Here is a 21532-nt window from a genome sequence, read left to right on the forward strand (position 1 = left end):
TTTATTAACCGGCCTCGCGCCAGGCGTTCTCAATCTCTTCGGCGAGAATTTTCACACCCGCTTCGATTTTTTCCGGGTCCGGGACGTAGTTCATGCGCATGCACTGGTGCGTGTGCGGCCACGGCTTATCCAGCCCCGGGAAGAAGTAATCCCCTGGCACCATCAGTACGCCACGTTTTTTCAGACGCTGATAAAGCAGCTCTGTCGTAATGGGCAGATCCTTAAACCACAGCCACAGGAAAATTGCCCCTTCCGGTTTATGGATCAGGCAGCGTTCTTCCGGTAAGTAGCGGCGAAGGATGGCGATGGTTTCCTGAACGCGCTGAGAGTAAAACGGCTTAATCACCTCATTCGACAGGCGCAGCAGGTCGTTACGCCTGATCATCTCGCACATCATCGCCGGGCCGATGCCGCCAGGGGAAAGGCTGATAATGCCGTTCATATTGGTAATGGCGGTGATGATTTTCTCGTTAGCAATGATAATGCCGCAACGGCTGCCCGGCAGGCCCAGCTTGGAGAGGCTCATGCAGAGGATGATGTTCGGGTTCCATAGCGGACGCGCTTCGCTGAAGATGATCCCCGGGAACGGTACGCCATAGGCGTTATCGATCACCAGCGGGATGCCGTGCTGATTCGCCAGCGCATCCAGCTTCATCAGCTCGTCGTCGGTGATCACGTTGCCCGTCGGGTTGGTGGGACGTGATACGCAGATCATGCCCGTCTCTTCACCGATATGCAGATGTTCAAAATCGACGTGATATTTGAACTGGCCCTCTGGCAGCAACTCGATATTCGGACGTGCGGAAACAAACAGGTCTTCTTCGAGGCCGGCATCGGCATAGCCGATATACTCCGGTGCCAGCGGGAACAGCACTTTTTTCGTGGTGCCGTCGGCGCGGCGTCCGGCGAACAGATTGAATAAGTAGAAAAACGCGCTCTGACTGCCGTTTGTCAGTGCAATATTCTGTGGTTCGATATCCCAACCCAGCGCTTCCCGCAGCATTGCCGCCAGAAGCGTCAGTAGTTCTGTTTTACCCTGAGGGCCGTCGTAATTACATAGCGCATCGGTTGCTTTACCGTTTTCCAGCATCTCTGCCAGCAGCGTCTGGAAGTAGGTGTTCATCTCCGGAATTTGAGCCGGGTTTCCGCCACCAAGCATGATAGCGCCTGGGGTGCGCAGCCCGTCGTTGAGGTCCTCCATCAGGCGGGTAATGCCTGAATGGCGGGTAAATTTGTCGCCGAATAGTGAAAACGTCATAGCAGGTGATCTGTCGGGCTTAATATGAAAGGCAGTAACCATAACGCCAGCACCGTGTTGGTGCAAATCGGCGAATGTGGTCGGATTTGTTGTTTTATGTGGTAGGTTTGTATTTGTGTGGTGAATTGTTCTGGTGAATGCCCCTCACACCGGCCCTCTCCCCCTGGGGCTGAGAGTTCCCCACAAAATAATGCCTGCACAGACGGCCCCCTCTCCCTTGAGGGAGAGGGCTGGGGTGAGGGGGAACATACGGCTCTGGTGGTCATTCCGTTCACGTTATGTTCCTTGCTACTCTGTCACGACATAACCGGTGAACGTGCCAGGGTGGCTCAGTCGCCACCACCCTGGCGACCCGGGCTTCCGGCGGTAAATCGCCGCTTCGCGGTGCCTTCGGCTTATTCCTTCCGGCTTATCGGGGACGGGCGGAGGTAACATCCCTGTAAAGCCCGCCCTCTCAGCGCATCCCTGCGCCTCGCCCCGGCCTACAGGAAACGCCTCAGCGATTTACAGCCGGACCGAGGCATCGCTGAAAGCCCTCAGTTATTCTGAGGCAACGTTATAGCTTTTGCTTTCAAATTACTGGGGATCCCTCAGCCCCTGGGGAGAGGGTTAGGGTGAGGGGGTCTATTGATTACCCGCCCACACCACCATCACCTTATCGCCCTTGTGCTCGCGCACAAAGCCGTAGCCCTCTTTCATTGACAGCGTTGTTTGCTTGCCTTCACCCACCGCCGGATGACGGGCGCGGAACTGCCCCAGAAGCTGCCAGTGGGCGACAGTTAACGCCTGTTTACCCGTGACGTCCTGCCAGTTCATATCCGAACGGGTTCCCTGTAGCGGATCGGAGCCCGTCGGGCCGAATGGACGCTCTGATTCATCGCCGTAATAGATCTGGACGCTTCCCGGTGCCAGCAGCAGTAACTCAGCGGCGCGCTGGCCCCCTTCACGGAACAGACGCGTATCATGGGAGGAGAGATAGCTCAGCACATTAAAACTTTGCAGCTTTTCTGCCATTTGCTGCCAGGTCAAATCCATATCGGCCAGACAGTCCACCGCTTTCGCCGCCTGCTCCTGATAGTCAAAGTTGATCATCGCATCGAAGCCGTGGCGGTAATAATCGCTCTGCATCACGCCGTGGCCCCAGGATTCACCGGTCATCCAGAATGGCGCATTGTCGAGTTTTTTGTCCGGGTTGGCGGCTTTCCACGCGGCCAGCGCCTGGCTGGCCTGGTTTTTCAGTTGCTGCCAGGCTTCAGGCTCAACGTGCTTAGCGGTATCGACCCGGAAGCCGTCGATGCCGTAGTCACGTACCCACTGGCTGAGCCAGTGGGTCAGGTAATCTCGCGGCGTGAAATTCGTCATCACTTTCGCGTTGGTGTCGGGCTTGTGTTGATAAAAGTTCGGCAAACCTGACGGGATCTTAGATTCCGTTTTCAGATCCGGCAGGAAGGCCAGCGACATGGTCAGATCGTCAAAGCCCGGGTTGTCATAATCACCGATATCGGTACGGATCCATTTTTTACCCCACCATTTTTCCCATGCGGCTTTGTCACTGAAGTTGATGTAATCGTTGAAGCTGTGCCAGCTTTGACCGGCGCCTGGCTTCCAGTCAGTCCAGCGCTCGCCGAGGGTTTTTTTCAGCTCATCGCCCTGCAAATAGAGCGCGCCAAACTGATACTCCTGCATATCTGCAAGCGTCGCATAACCCGCGTGGTTCATGACAATGTCAAACAGGACGCGGATACCGCGCCTGTGCGCGTCGTCGACAAGCTGGCGTAAATCATCTTCGCTGCCCATGTTGGCGTCGAGTTTCGTCCAGTCCTGAGTGTAATAGCCGTGATAGGCGTAGTGGGGGAAATCCCCTTTGGTGCCGCCGCCAACCCAGCCGTGGATTTGCTCCAGCGGTGAGCTTATCCAGAGCGCATTCACGCCCAGTTGCTGAAGGTAATCCAGTTTGCTGGTAAGCCCTTTCAGATCGCCGCCGTGGAAAGTACCAATCTCCTGCATACCGTCTTTATGGCGGCCATAGCTGTTGTCGTTGGTGGGGTCGCCATTTACGAAGCGATCGGTCAGCACGAAATAGACGGTGGCGTTTTGCCAGCTGAATGGCGCGGGTTTGTCCGTCTCGGCGCGCTCAAGCAGCAGCAGGCCATTGCTGTTGGCGGCTGGCTGAAGAATTACTTTGCCGTTTTGAACGGTCGCGGTCTGTTTGCTGTAAAAATCACGCACCACCGTGCCTTCCGGAAAGGTGTTAACGACATCGATCGTGAGCGGTTTGCCGTCCCACTTCGGGCACTGGCGGATAACGTTTGCGACAGGCTGTGGCGCCGCACTTTGTACCGTCAACATCAGCGTCGGCGTTCCCGAGCGCGTATCAATACGCATCTGATAAACGCCGTCACGGAATAACCGCCACTGCGGTGGGGTCCCTTCGCAGGGTTTGAGCGACAGCATCTCGTTGAGTTTAATGGCACCTGTCGGCTGCCAGCACGCGTTATCAAGACTCAACGTCAGCGGGCGGGTACCCTTCGCAAGCGTTGCCTGGCTGGTAAAGACGCCGGTACCTTCAGCGCTAAACGCGTTAAATCCCGGCGATGACCAGTCGGCATGCGCGAATGCGGGTAACATCAGAACAGCTAATGCAGTGCGTTTCATTCCATTTTCCTGTCGCGGCATTTTTGACCAGTGTGCCACTCGGCTCAGGGGAAAAACTCCTCCTCTGAGGCTTTCTGCCAGGAGGACGCGAAGGGATGAGTGATCCCGCGCAAAATTAGGCAGTTATCTGCGATATCGCGCACATTTTTCCAGTGCTGGTGATTTAATGAGCATGTTCCGGATGACATAGTTTCGGAATTGGACTATTTGTATACGTGCTCTTGAGGACTATTTTTGGTATGATTTGAGATTCCGCTCTCAAATTTTTGAAGAAAATAAGGTGTTGGAATGTTTATATCCGACCAGGAGACCTAATGATATCGACTCCCATTCGACGATATGGGGCCGCGATACTCATGTTACTCACCATGGCATTTTCAGGTGAGGTGCTTGCAAAGACGCACGCGGATACAACGAGTAAGAAAGCCCACGTCTTAAAGACGACAAGCAGTAAGGTTAGCAGTAAACAAGAGTATTCTCGCAATAGTGCAAAGAGTAGTTCACTTCCTGATTTGCGAAAATACCCTTCCGGGACACCAAGGAAAAAAGCGTTTCTCCGGACGGTAATGCCTTACATTAAAAGTCAAAATGCCGCGATTACTGCGGATCGTAACTGGCTGATCTCCAAACAGTACGATAGCCGCTGGTCGCCGTCTGAGCGCACTCGCCTGAAAGACATCGCCAAACGCTATAAAGTGAAGTGGAGCGGGAACACGCGTCGTGTGCCGTGGAACACTCTGTTAGAGCGTGTGGACATTATTCCAGGCAGTATGGTCGCGACAATGGCCGCCGCCGAAAGCGGTTGGGGCACCTCGAAGCTGGCGCGCAACAACAACAATCTGTTTGGCATGAAATGCGCAAAAGGTCGTTGTACTAATGCACCCGGCAAGGTGAAAGGCTATTCACAGTTTGAATCGGTGAAAGATTCCGTGAATGCCTATGTGGTGAACCTGAACACCCACCCGGCCTACTCCTCGTTCCGTAAGTCACGCGCTCAGCTGCGTAAGGCGGATCAGGAAGTAACGGCTACGGCGATGATCCACAAGCTGAAAGGTTATTCCACTCAGGGACAGCGTTATAACAATTACCTGTTCTCCATGTACCAGGATAACCAGCGTCTGATTGCCGCACATATGTAATGAAAAACGCCTTCCACTGGAAGGCGTTCTTTTTTCTAGAGCAGGACTTCACTGTACCGTTCCCGGTACTCCTTCGGCGTGGTGTCATACTCTTTTCTGAACACCGAATAGAAATACTGAAGCGACGGATAGCCGCACATCTGTGAAATCTCGTTGATCGACAGCGAGGTGGAGATCAGCAGACTGCGCGCTTTCTCCAGCTTTTCCGCATGGATCACGGCGTGAATCGTCTCACCGACTTCCTCTTTGAACCGCTTCTCCAGATTCGAACGTGAAATGCCGACCGAATCGAGCACCTGATCGACCTTAATCCCTTTGCAGGCATGATTGCGAATGTAGTGCATCGCCTGAATCACGGCCGGATCGTTTAAGGAGCGGTAGTCAGTTGAGCGACGCTCGACCACGCGAACGGGCGGAACCAGCAGACGCTGGAGCGGCAGGGATTCGTTGGCTAACAGTCTGTGCAGCAGCTTTGCGGCCTGATAGCCCATCTGACGGGTACCCTGAGCCACGGATGAGAGCGCCACGCGCGACAGATAGCGCGTAAGCTCTTCGTTATCAATACCAATCACGCACAGCTTTTCAGGCACCGGAATATGCAAATGTTCGCACACCTGTAATACGTGGCGGGCGCGGGCGTCCGTCACGGCGATAATCCCTGTCTGGGGTGGCAGAGTTTGCAGCCAGTCAGCCAGGCGATTTTGTGCGTGCTGCCAGTTTTCTGGCGCGGTTTCCAGCCCCTGATAAACGACGCCGCGATATTTCTCCTGGGCAACCAGCTGGCAGAAGGCATATTCACGCTCCATCGCCCAGCGCTTTCCGCTGGTGGCGGGCAATCCGTAAAACGCAAAACGATGTACGCCTTTCTCCTTTAAATGGAGGAAGGCGGTCTCGACCAGAGCATGGTTATCCGTGGCGATATAGTGAACGGGGGGGTAATGTTCCGGTGTATGGTAAGAGCCGCCAACGCCCACGATAGGCACGTCGACGCCACTCAGCAACTGTTCAATCACGGGGTCGTCAAAGTCAGCGATGACCCCGTCTCCCAGCCAGTCTTTGATGTTCTCCAGACGGGTACGAAAATCTTCTTCGATGAAAATATCCCATTCGGATTGCGACGCCTGCAAATATTCGCCAACCCCTTCAACCACCTGCCGGTCATAGGCTTTGTTGGCATTGAATAACAACGTAATGCGGTGACGCTTTTCAAACATGGCTCATTTCCCAAATTAGTCACGATAGTGTTATCAGGCGCGCCGCTTGGTGGCAGAGTCCATCCAGACTGCCAGCAAAAGAATGGCACCCTTGACGATATACTGCCAAAACGTCGGCACGTCCATCATACTCATCCCGTTATCCAGCGAAGCCATAATAAATGCGCCCATCACCGCTCCCGCCACGCTGCCAATGCCCCCGGCGAGGCTGGTCCCGCCAATCACGCAGGCGGCGATGGCGTCCAGCTCGGCAATATTACCCGCAGACGGGGAGCCCGCCCCCAGTCGCGAACTGAGGATCAGCCCCGCGATGGCCACCATCAGGCCGTTGATGGCAAAGACGGCGAGTTTGGTGCGTTCTACGTTGATACCAGATAAACGCGCGGCTTCCAGATTGCCGCCGATGGCATAAATACGGCGACCGAATGCGGTACGTGTGGCCATAAACATCCCACCTAACAGCAACAGCGCCAGCAGCAGAACGGGCGTTGGGACGCCGCGATAATCGTTTAACAGCCAGATGGCCCCCAGCACAATCACCGCAGTAAGCGCCTGACGGCCGACAACCGAGGTTGAGGCAGGCGAGGCCAGCCCCAGCGCCTGGCGACGCATACGTCCCCGCCATTGCCACGCGACAAACGCCATCAGCCCAACCACGCCGATCGTAAAACCGACGCCATCAGAGAGGTAGCTTTGGCCAATCTGGGACATCGAGGCGCTGGTCGGGGAGACGGTGGTGCCGTTGGTGATCCCAATCAGAATGCCGCGGAAGGCCAGCATCCCCGCTAAGGTGACGATAAACGACGGGACTTTACGGTAGGCCACCCACCAGCCATTCCACGCCCCCAGCAGCAGACCCAGCACCAGCGTGACCGCAATCGTCAGCGGCAGCGGCCAGCCGAGCCAGACGTCAAAAATTGCCGCCACGCCGCCGAGCAGACCCATCATCGACCCTACCGACAGGTCAATTTCCGCTGAGATAATCACAAAGACCATCCCCACCGCCAGGATCCCGGTGATGGCGGTCTGACGCAGCAGGTTAGAGACGTTACGTGCGCTCAAATAGGAGCCATCGGTCATCCAGGTAAAGAACAACATGATCACGATAATGGCGGCAATCATTACAAAAACTTGCAGATTCAGCGATTTAAGTCCTGCGAACGCACCGGGCGTCGGAACAGCGACTTTGATATCAGACGGGTTGCTTTTCGACATGGCGTTCGCTCCTTAAGGCAGCTTCCATCACCTGCTCTTGCGTCAGGTTCTGGTTGTTCAGGTTGGCTTTGAGTTTCCCTTCATGCATGACCAGCACGCGGTCGCTCAGCCCCAGCACTTCAGGCAATTCGGACGAGATAACAATGACGGCAATCCCTTGCTGCACAAGCTGGTTGATCAGCTTGTAGATTTCATACTTCGCGCCGATATCGATCCCGCGGGTGGGTTCGTCCAGAATTAAAATGCGCGGATTAAGCAGCAGGCAGCGCGCCAGAATCGCTTTCTGCTGGTTGCCGCCGCTCAGGCGTCCTATCGCCAGCTCCGGCGAGGAGGTTTTCACCCTAAGCCGGGCAAGCGACTGGAGAATACACTGCTGTTCTGCGGCATCATCCAGGCTGCTCAGCGCGCCGGAAAACTGGCTGAGCGCCGCCAGCGTGATATTTTTTCCCACCGCCATTACCGGCACGATGCCGTCTTTTTTGCGGTCTTCTGGCACCATGGCAATGCCCTTAGCAATAGCCTGCTGGCAGTTGTCGATTTTTACCGGCTGACCGTCGATATAAATTTTGCCTTCCCAGCGCCCCGGCCAGACGCCAAAGAGACACTGCACGGCCTCGGTTCTTCCCGCACCCACTAAACCCGCAATGCCGAGAATTTCGCCGCGGTGCAGCGAGAAGGAGAGGTTATCCACGCGCTTGATATGGCGGTTAACGGGATGCCACGCCGTCAGGTTTTCCACGCGCAGGAGCTCTTCGCCGATGGTGTGCGGTTTGTTGGGATACAGCGCGGTGAGTTCGCGACCCACCATCATGGTGATGATGTCATCCTCGCTCATGCCTTCTGCTTCACGCGTGCCGATGTGCTGCCCGTCGCGGATGACGCAGATGGTGTCGGAAATGGCTTTCACCTCATTGAGCTTGTGCGAAATATAGATGCAGGCGATACCGTGGTTTTGCAGATCGCGGATGATATTGAGCAGTACGGCGGTTTCCTGTTCGGTGAGTGAGGCGGTTGGTTCGTCGAGGATCAGCAGGCGCACCTGTTTGTTCAGCGCCTTGGCGATCTCGACCAGCTGCTGCTGGCCTAAACCTAAGTCGCCCACGCGCGTATCCGGTGAGATAGCCAGGCTCACCTGAGCCAGCAGTTTTTCGCAGCGCAGCGTCATGGTGTCGTAATCCAGTACGCCGTGGCGTGAGAGTTCGGCACCGAGAAAGATATTTTCCAGCACGGTAAGGTGCTTCACCAGCGCCAGCTCCTGGTGAATGATAGCGATGCCTTTACGTTCGGTATCGCGAATGTGCGTGGCCTGGAGCACCTCACCGGCAAAAACGATTTCGCCCTCGTAGCTGCCGTGCGGGTAGATCCCGCACAACACTTTCATCAGCGTGGATTTTCCCGAGCCATTTTCGCCGCACAGCGACATCACTTCGCCGGGATTCAGCCGCAGGCTTACGTTATCGACTGCTTTCACCGCCCCGAAGGCTTTGGTGATGCTTTTCATTTCAAGTAAATAAGACATAACTGCTCCGCATAGCCCAACAGATGAACAGGGCAGGTCAATGCGCCCCTGCCGGGCAGGGGCTGCGCTGGATTACAGTTCACTCTTCTTATGGAAACCGTCTTTCACCACGGTGGCGTCAATATTCTCTTTGTTGACTTCGATAGGGGTAAGCAGGCGAGCAGGTACGTCTTTCAGGCCGTTATTTAACGTCGCGTCTGCTTTAGGTTGCTGGCCATTGCCCAGCTCAACGGCAATTTCGGCGGCCGTATTGGCAAGCTCGGTAATGGGCTTATACACCGTCATGGTCTGGGTACCCGCGATGATGCGTTTTACACCCGCAAGGTCGGCGTCCTGTCCGGAAATAGCGACTTTCCCGGCCAGTCCCTGCGCGCTCAGCGCCTGAATGGCGCCACCCGCAGTGGCATCGTTAGAGGCCACCACCGCATCGATTTTGTTGTTATTTGCGGTCAACGCGTTTTCCATAATTTTCAGCGCGTTTTCCGGTAACCAGCCGTCAGCCCACTGGTCGCCGACGACTTTAATTTTGCCCTCGTCGATATACGGCTTCAGCACTTTCATTTGTCCCTGGCGGAACAGTTTGGCGTTGTTATCCACGGGCGAGCCGCCCATCAGGAAATAATTCCCTTGTGGCACTTTTGCGACCAGGCTTTTAGCCTGTAATTCGCCCACCTTTTCATTGTCGAACGAAATATAATAATCAATATCGGCATTATTAATCATGCGGTCATAAGCCAGGACTTTTATCCCTTCCTGTTTCGCTTCTTTCACCACGTTGCTTAATACCTGGCCGTTATACGGGATAATGACCAGCACATCGACGCCACGGTTGATCATATTCTCGATTTGCGACATTTGCGTCTCTTCGTTGCCGTTAGCGGACTGAACGAACACCTCCGCGCCGAGAGATTCCGCTTTTTTAACAAAGATATCGCGATCTTTTTGCCAGCGCTCCAGGCGTAAGTCATCAATCGCCATGCCGATTTTGACCTCTTTGGCGTGTCCGGCAAAGCTTGCAAGCAGGAGAGTAGTGCAGAGCGTTAGGGTCAGGTTCTTTATCTTCATAATTATTAGGCCTTTTTGTAGGGGTATGTGTAGCTGAGATAAAAGAAACGTTCACTGCTGAGACGCAGCAAATTTTTAACGTGGAAAGGCCTGCTGGCAATTACAGATTTTTATCTTCTCATTACGATATTTGGTTTATTTCTGAATTTATGACCGCGATCGGATTTTAAAAAGCGTAACCTATTAATTACATTTGATTCTGGAATGCGCGCCGAAAAATAGTTTGTCTGCGCATTATTTTGCGAGCCAGCGCACAATTGCGCATTATCTCAATAGCAGTGTGAAATAACGTAATTGAGCAACCTCCAATGTCTATTCACTATTACTCCAGAAGCAAGACCACGCCGCATACCCTGATTATGGAGCTCAATATGCAAGCTTATTTCGACCAACTCGATCGCGTTCGTTTCGAAGGCACGAAAACGACCAATCCTTTAGCATTTCGTCACTACAACCCGGATGAGCTGGTGCTGGGTAAGCGCATGGAAGATCACTTGCGCTTTGCCGCCTGCTACTGGCACACCTTCTGCTGGAACGGTGCCGATATGTTCGGCGTGGGCTCTTTTGACCGTCCATGGCAACAGCCGGGCGAGGCCATTGAGCTGGCGAAGCGTAAAGCCGACGTCGCGTTCGAGTTCTTCCATAAGCTGAACGTGCCGTACTACTGTTTCCACGATGTGGACGTGTCGCCGGAAGGGGCATCGCTGAAAGAGTATCTGAACAATTTCGCGCAGATGGTCGACGTACTGGCTGAAAAACAGCAGCAAAGCGGCGTCAAGCTGCTCTGGGGTACGGCTAACTGCTTTACCAATCCTCGCTATGGCGCGGGTGCGGCAACCAACCCGGACCCGGAAGTCTTCAGCTGGGCGGCAACCCAGGTCGTGACCGCGATGAACGCCACGCATCAGCTGGGCGGTGAGAACTATGTACTCTGGGGTGGGCGTGAAGGCTATGAAACGCTGCTGAATACCGACCTGCGACAGGAGCGTGAGCAGATTGGTCGCTTTATGCAGATGGTTGTGGACCACAAACACAAAATCGGTTTCCGCGGCACGCTGCTGATTGAGCCAAAACCACAGGAGCCAACCAAGCATCAGTATGATTATGATGTCGCCACCGTGTATGGCTTCCTGAAGCAGTTTGGTCTGGAAAAAGAGATCAAAGTGAATATTGAGGCTAACCACGCTACCCTGGCGGGCCACTCGTTCCATCACGAAATTGCCTCTGCGATTGCGCTGGGCATCTTCGGCTCTGTCGATGCTAACCGTGGTGATCCACAGCTGGGCTGGGATACCGACCAGTTCCCGAACAGCGTGGAAGAGAATGCGCTGGTGATGTACGAGATCATCAAAGCGGGCGGTTTCACCACCGGCGGCCTGAACTTCGACGCCAAAGTGCGTCGCCAGAGCACCGACAAATACGATCTGTTCTACGGGCATATTGGCGCGATGGACACCATGGCGCTGGCGCTGAAAGTGGCGGCCCGTATGATTGAAGACGGTGAGCTGGATAAGCGCGTGGCGAAGCGCTACAGCGGCTGGAACAGTGAGCTGGGCCAGCAAATTTTGAAAGGTCAGTTATCGCTTGCGGAGATCGCGAAGTACGCTGAACAGCATCAGCTTGCGCCGCAGCATCAGAGTGGCCATCAGGAGCTGCTGGAAAACCTGGTCAATCACTACCTGTTCGATAAATAACAGCATCCAGGCCCGGTAAGCGCAGCGCCACCGGGCATTTTCGTCAAAGGAGCCACCACATGTATATCGGGATCGATCTTGGCACGTCGGGGGTGAAAGCCATCCTGTTAAGCGAGCAGGGCGATGTATTAGCCACGCAGACTGAAAAGTTGCAGGTTTCACGTCCGTATCCGCTTTGGTCGGAACAAGATCCGGAGCAGTGGTGGCAGGCGACAGAGCGTGCGATGAAAGCCTTAGGCGAGCAGCATAGCCTGCGCGACGTGAAAGCGCTGGGCATTGCCGGGCAAATGCATGGCGCAACGTTGCTGGATAGTCAGCATCGCGTTCTGCGCCCGGCTATTCTCTGGAACGATGGCCGCTGTGCGGAAGAGTGCGCGATCCTTGAGGAGCGTGTGCCTGCATCCCGTGAAATTACGGGCAACCTGATGATGCCCGGTTTTACCGCGCCAAAACTCCTGTGGGTGCAGCGCCATGAGCCTGAGATTTTTCGTCAGGTGGCGAAGGTTCTGTTGCCGAAAGACTACCTGCGTTTTCGCATGACGGGGGATTTTGCCAGCGACATGTCTGACGCCGCGGGCACGATGTGGCTCGACGTGGCGAAACGGGACTGGAGCGAGGCGATGCTGGATGCCTGCCAGCTGACGCGCGACCATATGCCTGCGCTGTTTGAAGGCAGTGAAATCACGGGAGCTTTACAGCCTTCTGTTGCTGAACGCTGGAACATGCCAGCCGTACCTGTCGTTGCCGGCGGCGGCGATAATGCGGCGGGTGCGGTCGGCGTGGGGATGGTCGAGGCAGGGCAGGCCATGCTCTCACTCGGTACCTCCGGCGTCTATTTTGCCGTCAGTGACGGGTATCGTAGCAACCCTGGAAGCGCCGTACACAGCTTCTGCCACGCGTTGCCGGGTAAATGGCATTTGATGTCGGTGATGCTGAGCGCGGCTTCCTGCCTCGACTGGGCGGCAAAGCTAACCGGAATGGCGGACGTCCCGGCGCTTATCACAGCGGCACAGCAGGCAGATGATAATGCCGGTGCGGTTTGGTTTTTACCGTACCTTTCCGGCGAGCGGACGCCGCATAACAACCCGGAAGCGAAAGGGGTGTTCTTCGGTCTTACCCATCAGCACGGCCCGGCAGAGCTTGCGCGCGCGGTGCTTGAAGGCGTTGGCTATGCTCTGGCGGACGGAATGGATGTCGTGCATGACTGTGGACTGACGCCATCCAGCATTACGTTAATTGGCGGCGGTGCACGAAGCAGCTACTGGCGGCAAATGCTTTCCGATATCAGCGGGTTGCAGCTGGACTATCGTACGGGAGGCGATGTCGGCCCGGCGCTCGGTGCGGCACGGCTGGCGCAAATTGCGCTGAACCCGGATAAACCACTGCACCAGCTTTTGCCCCAGCTGCCGCTTGAACGGCAGCATCGTCCTGATGCGAAAAATCATGCTCGCTATGCTGAAAGACGAGACGTGTTCCGCAAAATCTATCAGCAGCTTTTGCCGCTAATGTCATAAACAGGAGCCGGGTGGCGCTAACGCTTACCCGGCCTACCAGCCTTCAACCGGGTTAGCTTACAAACCTGCGCGTATCGATTCTTTGCAGCAACATTGACAGCAGCAGGCTGACAACCAGCGTAACGGTAAATATCCAGACAATATCCAGCACCGGCCAGCTTTTAAGCTCAACGCCGCGGGTGCGCAGGGCGTGGATCACCAGCGCGTGAAAACCGTAAATGCCCAGCGAGTGGCGAGAGATAAACCCCAGCACCGGAAGCGGGCGGGCATTCAGGGTGTTTTTAACCAGCGTCAGCAGAGAGATCGCGCAGATAAAGACCATCGGCCCGCAGTAGAGATACCAGGTATCGGCAAAGTTGCCGCGCCATTGCAGCTCATGCAGCGTCCCGCGAGAGATAATAAACACACCGACGAGAAACGTGGCCGCGCATAGCCAGTTTATTCCTCGCTTTTGCGTCTCCATCATGCCAATGGCGCGCCCCAGCATGCCGTACAGCACGTAATAAAACGTATCCCCGGTGATATAAAGGTTAACGGGCAGCCATTCAAAGCCATCAATTTTCTGTGAAACGGTATTCGGGTTGGCCACGATCCCGATTATTACCATCAAGGCCAGCAGCATTTTACCGCTGACGTTTTTTACCTGAATTAACGGTGACACCAGATAGATAACGATTATCGCGAAGAAAAACCACAGATGATAGAACACCGGTTTTTGCAACAAATTGAGCAGGGAACGTTCAGCGTTAATTGAAGTGAACAGGATGATATAGAGCAGCGAAATGGCGCTGTAAAACAGCAGACAGGAGACAATACGGATGAAATGTCTTGGCTGCGCGCTACGCTCGCCAAAAAAGAGAAAACCGGAAATCATAAAGAACAGCGGGACGCTCACGCGGGAGGCCGAGTTCAGAATATTGGCGACATCCCAGTTAACAGGGCTGATACTGTGCGCGTTCGTGACATACCAGGTCGTTGTGTGGATCATCACCACCATCAGACAGGCTATTCCCCGCAGGTTATCAATCCAGTTAATTTTTGACTGCATCAGTTCCTCTGTATTCCTGATAAAAAAAGTGTGACTGCGATTGTGTAAAACTTTTCCCTTGGAAAATTCTGAGTTTAGCCAGGCTAACTTGTAGGGAGCTGGCGAGATTCGCAGAATGACGGACTTTAATCTATAAACGTGTTGCTACTAAAAATAACAGCCACTGACCAGGGCGGTAATAAAAATGATGATGAAGCGTGGGGTGTCACTCTTTCTGCTGCTCTTATTAACAGGATGCAGTGCTTCTGAGGAGATACCTGTCCAAAAAGCGCAGCAGGGGAAAATGAGCCCGGAGCGTTCCCTGAATATGGAACAGCTGTGCAGGGATCAGGCGGCTCACCGCTATAATTCCGAAGCACAGAAAATTCATATAAACGGCTTCGAGCGCTTTCAGGGCAGCTACGAACTGAAAGGCTATACGGCGCGTAAAGAGGGCTTTGTCTGCTCTTTTGATGCAGACGGCCAGTTTTTACATCTCTCAATGCGTTAAATTGCTCGTATAAGCAGCAACCAGAGCCTTCGCAGGTTCTGGCTGTAGGGCTTATTCCCCAATTTTCCCTAAACAACCCCGTTTCGTACTGTATATCTTGCAGCCAGCGGGTATACTGATCCCTTCCATTTAAAACCACACGTATCCAGCACGAAATACTATGCAAAAGTTTGATACCAAGACCTTCCAGGGCCTGATCCTGACCTTACAGGATTACTGGGCTCGTCAGGGCTGCACCATTGTTCAACCTTTGGACATGGAAGTTGGCGCAGGCACCTCACACCCGATGACCAGCCTGCGCGCGTTAGGGCCAGAGCCAATGGCGACCGCCTATGTGCAGCCATCCCGTCGTCCGACCGATGGCCGTTACGGCGAAAACCCGAACCGTTTGCAGCACTACTATCAGTTCCAGGTGGTGATTAAGCCATCACCCGACAACATTCAGGAACTGTACCTCGGGTCACTGAAAGAGCTGGGTATGGATCCAACCATTCACGACATTCGTTTCGTGGAAGATAACTGGGAAAACCCAACGCTGGGTGCCTGGGGTCTGGGTTGGGAAGTGTGGCTGAACGGCATGGAAGTGACCCAGTTCACTTACTTCCAGCAGGTTGGCGGTCTGGAATGTAAACCGATTACCGGCGAAATCACCTATGGTCTGGAACGTCTGGCCATGTACATTCAGGGCGTAGACAGCGTTTACGACCTGGTCTGGAGCGACGGCCCGCTGGGTAAAACCACCTACGGCGACGTGTTCCATCAGAACGAAGTGGAGCAATCCACCTATAACTTCGAATACGCGGACGTGGACTTCCTGTTCACCTGCTTCGAGCAGTACGAGAAAGAAGCCCAGCAGCTGCTGGCGCTGGAGACTCCGCTGCCGCTGCCTGCCTACGAGCGTATTCTGAAGGCTGCCCACAGCTTCAACCTGCTGGATGCCCGCAAAGCGATCTCCGTGACTGAACGTCAGCGCTACATTCTGCGTATTCGTACCCTGACCAAAGCCGTTGCAGAAGCTTACTACGCGTCCCGTGAAGCCCTTGGCTTCCCGATGTGCAACCGAAACAAATAAGAGGCGGCCATGTCTGAGAAAACTTTCCTGGTGGAAATCGGCACTGAAGAGCTGCCACCAAAAGCCCTGCGCAGCCTGGCTGAATCTTTCGCTGCGAACGTCACTGCTGAGCTGGATAACGCTGGCCTGGCGCACGGTAAAATTGAGTGGTTTGCTGCGCCGCGTCGTCTGGCGCTGAAAGTGGCAAACCTGGCGGCGTCCCAGCCGGATCGCGAAGTTGAAAAACGTGGCCCGGCCATTGCTCAGGCGTTCGACGCGGAAGGCAAGCCGAGCAAAGCGGCAGAAGGCTGGGCGCGCGGCTGCGGCATCACCGTTGATCAGGCTGAGCGTCTGACCACCGACAAAGGTGAATGGCTGCTGTACCGTGCCCATGTGAAAGGCGAAAGCGCCGAAGCGCTGCTGCCTGACATGATCGCGACCTCGCTGGCAAAATTGCCGATTCCTAAGCTGATGCGCTGGGGCGCGTCCGACGTACACTTTGTGCGTCCGGTTCACACCGTGACCCTGCTGCTGGGCGATACCGTTATCCCGGCGACCATTCTGGGCGTGGCGTCCGATCGCGTGATCCGCGGCCATCGCTTTATGGGCGAGCCGGAGTTCACTATCGACAATGCTGACCAGTACCCGCAGATCCTGCTGGAGCGCGGCAAGGTCATTGCTGACTACGAACAGCGTAAAGCCAAAATCAAAGCGGACGCAGAAGACGCGGCGCGCAAAATTGGCGGTAATGCCGATCTGAGCGACAGCCTGCTGGAAGAGGTGACCTCGCTGGTCGAATGGCCAGTTGTACTGACCGCGAAATTCGAAGAGAAATTCCTGGCCGTTCCGGCAGAAGCGCTGGTTTACACCATGAAGGGTGACCAGAAGTACTTCCCGGTTTACGCCAACGACGGCAAGCTGCTGCCAAACTTCATCTTCGTGGCGAACATCGAATCGAAAGATCCGAGCCAGATTATCTCCGGTAACGAGAAAGTGGTGCGTCCGCGTCTGGCGGATGCCGAGTTCTTCTTCAATACCGACCGTAAAAAACGTCTGGAAGACAACCTGCCGCGTCTGCAAACCGTACTGTTCCAGCAGCAACTGGGTACGCTACGCGACAAGACCGACCGTATCGCGGAGCTGTCCGGCTGGATTGCCCGTGAAATTGGCGCCGACGTTAACCACGCTACCCGTGCGGGCCTGCTCTCCAAGTGCGACCTGATGACCAACATGGTGTTCGAATTTACCGACACTCAGGGCGTGATGGGTATGCACTACGCGCGTCACGATGGCGAAGCGGAAGACGTGGCGGTAGCCCTGAACGAGCAGTATCAGCCGCGCTTTGCCGGTGACGATCTGCCGTCTAACCCGGTTGCCTGCGCCGTGGCGATTGCCGATAAGATGGACACCCTGGCGGGTATCTTCGGTATCGGTCAGCATCCGAAAGGCGATAAAGACCCGTTCGCGCTGCGTCGTGCTGCGCTGGGCGTGCTGCGAATCATCGTAGAGAAGAACCTTAACCTCGATCTGCAAACGCTGACCGAAGAAGCGGTACGTCTGTACGGCGATAAGCTGACCAACGCGAAGGTTGTGGATGATGTTATCGACTTTATGCTCGGTCGTTTCCGCGCGTGGTATCAGGACGAAGGTTACTCCGTTGATACCATTCAGGCGGTGCTGGCGCGTCGTCCGACCCGTCCGGCAGATTTCGATGCGCGTATGAAAGCGGTATCCCACTTCCGTACGCTGGAAGCTGCGTCTGCGCTGGCCGCGGCCAACAAGCGTGTATCCAACATCCTCGCGAAATCCGACGAAACGCTGAACGAGCGCGTCAACGCTGCAACCCTGAAAGAGCCGGAAGAGATTTCTCTGGCGATGCAGGTTGTGGTGCTGCGCGACAAGCTGGAGCCGTATTTCGCGGAAGGTCGCTACCAGGAAGCGCTGGTGGAGCTGGCAGAGCTGCGTGACGTCATCGACGCCTTCTTCGAGAAGGTGATGGTGAACGTGGAAGATAAAGAGCTGCGGATTAACCGTCTCTCGATGCTTGAGAAACTGCGTGAGCTATTCCTGCGCGTGGCGGATATTTCGCTGCTGCAATAACGTAAAAAACCCGCCCCTGACAGGCGGGAAGAACGGCAACTAAACTTTTTCTCTTCGTAGGCCGGGAAAGCGTAGCGCCTCCCGGCAAAAGCCCGATGGCGCGATGCTTATCGGGCCTACGTTACTTTGAGATACTTTTTCTTTACACCCTCTCAAACACCGTCGCGATACCCTGACCCAACCCAATACACATCGTTGCCAGTCCGAACTGGGCATCTTTGCGTTCCATCAGGTTAATCAGCGTGGTACTGATACGCGCCCCGGAGCAGCCCAGCGGGTGACCGAGGGCGATCGCGCCGCCGTTGAGGTTAATCTTCTCGTCGATCTGATCCATCAGCCCCAGATCTTTAATGCACGGCAGGATCTGCGCGGCGAACGCTTCGTTCATCTCAAAGAGGTCGATATCACTTGCGCTCAGCCCCGCTTTTTTCAGCGCCAGTTTTGATGCCGGAACCGGGCCGTAGCCCATGATGGAAGGATCGCAGCCCACGACCGCCATCGAACGCACGCGGGCGCGTGGCGTCAGGCCTAATTCGCGGGCGCGGCTTTCGCTCATTACCAGCATCGCGGCGGCACCGTCGGACAGGGCAGACGAGGTGCCCGCCGTTACCGTACCGGTGACCGGATCAAACGCCGGACGCAGGGTAGAAAGCGCTTCGACCGTGGTTTCCGGGCGGATAACTTCGTCGTAGCTGAACTGCTTCAGTACGCCGTCTGCGTCGTGACCGCCGGTTGGGATGATCTCATTCTTAAAGGCACCAGACTGCGTGGCGGCCCAGGCGCGGGCATGCGAGCGTGCGGCAAACGCATCCTGCATCTCACGGCTGATGCCGTGCAGACGGGAGAGCATCTCGGCGGTCAGGCCCATCATACCGGCGGCTTTCGCCACGTTGCGGCTCATGCCAGGATGGAAATCGACCCCGTGGCTCATTGGCACGTGGCCCATGTGCTCCACGCCGCCCACCAGACAGGCCTGCGCATCGCCAGTCATGATCATCCGCGCCGCGTCGTGCAGCGCCTGCATCGACGAACCGCAAAGACGGTTGACGGTGACGGCCGGAACCGAATGCGGGATCTCCGCCAGCAGGGACGCGTTACGGGCAATGTTGAAGCCCTGCTCCAGCGTCTGCTGCACGCAGCCCCAGTAGATATCGTCCAGCGCTGCTGGGTCCAGCGCCGGGTTACGCGCCAGCAGGCTACGCATCAGATGCGCGGAGAGATCTTCCGCGCGCACGTTACGGAATGCACCGCCTTTTGAACGGCCCATCGGGGTGCGAATCGCATCAACAATGACAACCTTTTCCATTGTGACTCCTTAAGCCGTTTTCAGTTCGCCAACCGGACGGGCTGGCTCAACTGCTGGGTAGTAGGGTTCGTTATGGCGCGCTTTGTTACGCAGCCCTTCCGGCACCTCATAAAGCGGGCCGAGGTGCTGGTACTGCTGAGCCATATCGAGATAGCGGGCGCTGCCGAGCGTATCCAGCCAGCGGAACGCGCCTCCGTGGAAAGGAGGGAAGCCGAGGCCGTACACCAGCGCCATATCCGCTTCTGCCGGGCTGGCGATAATGCCTTCTTCGAGGCAGCGCACCACTTCGTTGACCATTGGGATCATCATCCGTGCGATGATCTCATCGTCGGTGAAGTCGCGTTTTGGCTGACTGACGTCGGCCAGCAGGCCATCCACCGCCGGATCTTCTTCTTTCTTCGGTTTGCCTTTGCTGTCTTCTTTATAGCGCCAGAAGCCCAGACCGTTTTTCTGCCCGAAGCGGTTGGCGTCGAACAGGGCGTCAATGGCGTCGCGATAATCTTTCTGCATGCGCTGCGGGAAGCCCGCCGCCATCACCGTCTGCGCGTGATGGGCAGTGTCGATGCCGACAACGTCCAGCAGATACGCCGGGCCCATCGGCCAGCCGAACTGTTTTTCCATCACTTTGTCGATTTTGCGGAAGTCTGCGCCGTCGCGCAGCAGCTGGCTGAAACCGGCGAAGTACGGGAACAGCACGCGGTTAACGAAGAAGCCCGGGCAGTCGTTAACCACGATCGGCGTTTTGCCCATCTTGCTCGCCCACGCCACCACTTTGGCGATGGTTTCGTCGGAGGTTTTTTCCCCTCGGATCACTTCGACCAGCGGCATGCGGTGCACCGGGTTAAAGAAGTGCATCCCGCAGAAGTTTTCCGGACGCTTCAGCACGCTCGCCAGTTCGCTGATAGGAATGGTGGAGGTGTTAGAGGCCAGCACGGTTTCCGGACGCACCTTGTCTTCGGTTTCGGCCAGCACCGCTTTTTTCACTTTCGGGTTCTCGACGACCGCTTCAACCACCACGTCCACACGGTCGAAACCGCTGTATTCCAGCACTGGCTGGATGGTGGAGATCACGCCTGCAAGCTTCAGACCATCAATTTTGCCGCGCTCAAGCTGTTTATTCAGCAGCTTGGCCGCTTCGGTCATGCCCAGCGTCAGGGATTTCTCGTTGATGTCCTTCATCACCACCGGCACGCCTTTCCAGGCAGACTGATAGGCGATGCCGCCCCCCATAATGCCCGCGCCGAGTACCGCCGCGTGTTTTGGCGTTTCAACGTTTTTGGTGAGTTGTTTGGCTTTGCCCTTCACGAACTGATCGTTAAGGAAGATACCAACCAGCGCGCGGGCTTCGTTGGTGTGCGCCAGCGGGACAAAGCTCTGGTTTTCAAGCTTCAGAGCGTCATCACGGCCCAGACGGGCTGCCGCTTCAATGGTTTTCACCGCCGTGATCGGCGCCGGGTAGTGTTTACCCGCCGTCTGCATCACCATGCCTTTGGCGATGGTGAAGCTCATGGTGGCTTCAATTTTGCTGAGCTTTAATGGCTCCAGCTTTGGCTGACGTTTGGCTTTCCAGTCGAGATCGCCGTTAATCGCCTGACGCAGAATGGCGATAGCACCCTCAATCAGTTTTTCAGGCTTAACCACGCCGTCCACCAGGCCGATTTTCTGCGCCTGTTCTGCGCCGACATCTTTACCCGCGGCAATGATCTCCAGCGCGCTGTCGGCACCCAGCATGCGCGGCATACGCACGGAACCACCAAAGCCCGGCATGATGCCCAGCTTGGTTTCCGGCAGGCCGATGCGCAGGTCCGGCGTCGCCAGACGGTAGTCGGTCGCCAGCACGCACTCGCAGCCACCGCCCAGCGCGTAGCCGTTAACGGCGGAAAGGGTCGGGACAGGCAGATCTTCCAGACGATTAAAAACGCTGTTGGCAAAGTGCAGCCACTGGCTCAGCTGTTCTTCGGGCACCAGGAACAGCGACAGGAATTCGGTGATATCCGCGCCAACGATAAAGGCCGCTTTGTTGGAGCGCAGCAGCAGCCCTTTCAAATCTGATTGCTTTTCAAGTACATCCAGCGCCTGGCCAAGACTGGCCACCGTCGCGGTATCAAGCTTGTTCACTGAGCCGGGGGCATCGAACACCAGTTCGGCAATGCCATCTTCCAGCCAGTCTACGTACAGGGTGTCGCCTTTGTAGAGCATGTCGGTCTCCTGAATCCAGCAATTGGATCTGGTCATACCAGATGAAACGGAGTGTGGAATTTATG

The 21532-nt window shown here is 55.7% G+C and carries 15 protein-coding genes; 6 read left to right on the plus strand and 9 right to left on the minus strand.

Annotated elements, in window-relative coordinates; translation table 11 throughout:
• Positions 1-4 precede the first annotated feature (4 nt).
• Positions 5-1258, minus strand: a complete 1254-nt coding sequence (gene avtA, locus O1722_RS00885) for a valine--pyruvate transaminase (protein ID WP_015572749.1) — start codon at positions 1256-1258, stop codon at positions 5-7.
• 624 nt (positions 1259-1882) lie between these two features.
• On the minus strand, positions 1883-3913 hold the full coding sequence (locus O1722_RS00890; protein ID WP_033488034.1) for an alpha-amylase: 2031 nt from the start codon (positions 3911-3913) through the stop codon (positions 1883-1885).
• A gap of 314 nt (positions 3914-4227) precedes the next feature.
• On the opposite strand from O1722_RS00890, the gene O1722_RS00895 reads away from it, so the two are divergent.
• Positions 4228-5052 (plus strand): protein bax, encoded by an 825-nt coding sequence (locus tag O1722_RS00895; protein ID WP_071964006.1) that lies wholly within the window; start codon positions 4228-4230, stop codon positions 5050-5052.
• 35 nt (positions 5053-5087) lie between these two features.
• Here the strand turns inward: O1722_RS00895 and xylR are convergent, their stop codons facing one another.
• The 4 genes from xylR to xylF all read right to left on the minus strand — a co-directional run bounded on the left by xylR (position 5088) and on the right by xylF (position 10065).
• Positions 5088-6266 (minus strand): D-xylose utilization transcriptional activator XylR, encoded by a 1179-nt coding sequence (gene xylR / locus O1722_RS00900; RefSeq protein WP_032620462.1) that lies wholly within the window; start codon positions 6264-6266, stop codon positions 5088-5090.
• A 33-nt stretch (positions 6267-6299) separates the two neighbouring features.
• Entirely contained in the window at positions 6300-7481 is a 1182-nt protein-coding gene (gene xylH / locus O1722_RS00905) for a xylose ABC transporter permease XylH (RefSeq protein ID WP_003860151.1), read from the minus strand.
• On the minus strand, positions 7459-9000 hold the full coding sequence (locus tag O1722_RS00910) for a xylose ABC transporter ATP-binding protein (RefSeq protein WP_033488035.1): 1542 nt from the start codon (positions 8998-9000) through the stop codon (positions 7459-7461). The genes xylH and O1722_RS00910 overlap by 23 nt, the downstream gene beginning before the upstream one ends.
• Before the next feature lie 72 nt (positions 9001-9072).
• On the minus strand, positions 9073-10065 hold the full coding sequence (xylF, locus tag O1722_RS00915) for a D-xylose ABC transporter substrate-binding protein (RefSeq protein ID WP_006808602.1): 993 nt from the start codon (positions 10063-10065) through the stop codon (positions 9073-9075).
• A 371-nt stretch (positions 10066-10436) separates the two neighbouring features.
• On the opposite strand from xylF, the gene xylA reads away from it, so the two are divergent.
• On the plus strand, positions 10437-11759 hold the full coding sequence (xylA, locus tag O1722_RS00920; RefSeq protein WP_026080557.1) for a xylose isomerase: 1323 nt from the start codon (positions 10437-10439) through the stop codon (positions 11757-11759).
• Positions 11760-11818: 59 nt separating this feature from the next.
• Positions 11819-13273, plus strand: coding sequence for a xylulokinase (xylB, locus tag O1722_RS00925; RefSeq protein ID WP_032669007.1), 1455 nt, complete (start codon positions 11819-11821; stop codon positions 13271-13273).
• A gap of 52 nt (positions 13274-13325) precedes the next feature.
• Here xylB and O1722_RS00930 read toward each other — a convergent pair whose 3' ends face one another.
• Positions 13326-14321: an acyltransferase gene (locus O1722_RS00930; protein WP_033488036.1), complete on the minus strand. Its 996-nt coding sequence runs from the start codon at positions 14319-14321 to the stop codon at positions 13326-13328.
• 184 nt (positions 14322-14505) lie between these two features.
• Between O1722_RS00930 and O1722_RS00935 the strand changes: the two genes are divergently transcribed.
• From O1722_RS00935 to glyS, 3 genes are all read left to right on the plus strand, one after another.
• Positions 14506-14811 (plus strand): YsaB family lipoprotein, encoded by a 306-nt coding sequence (locus O1722_RS00935; RefSeq protein WP_017693801.1) that lies wholly within the window; start codon positions 14506-14508, stop codon positions 14809-14811.
• Positions 14812-14971: 160 nt separating this feature from the next.
• The gene (glyQ, locus tag O1722_RS00940; protein ID WP_003860141.1) at positions 14972-15883 is read left to right on the plus strand and encodes a glycine--tRNA ligase subunit alpha; all 912 of its coding nucleotides are present in this window, start codon (positions 14972-14974) and stop codon (positions 15881-15883) included.
• 9 nt (positions 15884-15892) lie between these two features.
• The gene (gene glyS, locus O1722_RS00945) at positions 15893-17962 is read left to right on the plus strand and encodes a glycine--tRNA ligase subunit beta (protein WP_006808596.1); all 2070 of its coding nucleotides are present in this window, start codon (positions 15893-15895) and stop codon (positions 17960-17962) included.
• 142 nt (positions 17963-18104) lie between these two features.
• Here glyS and fadA read toward each other — a convergent pair whose 3' ends face one another.
• Together fadA and fadB are read right to left on the minus strand one after the other, a co-directional pair.
• Complete coding sequence (gene fadA / locus O1722_RS00950; RefSeq protein ID WP_000416981.1) at positions 18105-19268, minus strand: acetyl-CoA C-acyltransferase FadA; 1164 nt, start codon at positions 19266-19268, stop codon at positions 18105-18107.
• Positions 19269-19277: 9 nt separating this feature from the next.
• Positions 19278-21467 carry a fatty acid oxidation complex subunit alpha FadB gene (gene fadB, locus O1722_RS00955; RefSeq protein ID WP_033488038.1) on the minus strand — a complete coding sequence of 730 codons (2190 nt, stop codon included), beginning with the start codon at positions 21465-21467 and terminating at the stop codon, positions 19278-19280.
• Positions 21468-21532: the final 65 nt, after the last annotated feature.

It is taken from the genome of Enterobacter cloacae complex sp. HYC003_NIDB, from assembly GCF_056673375.1.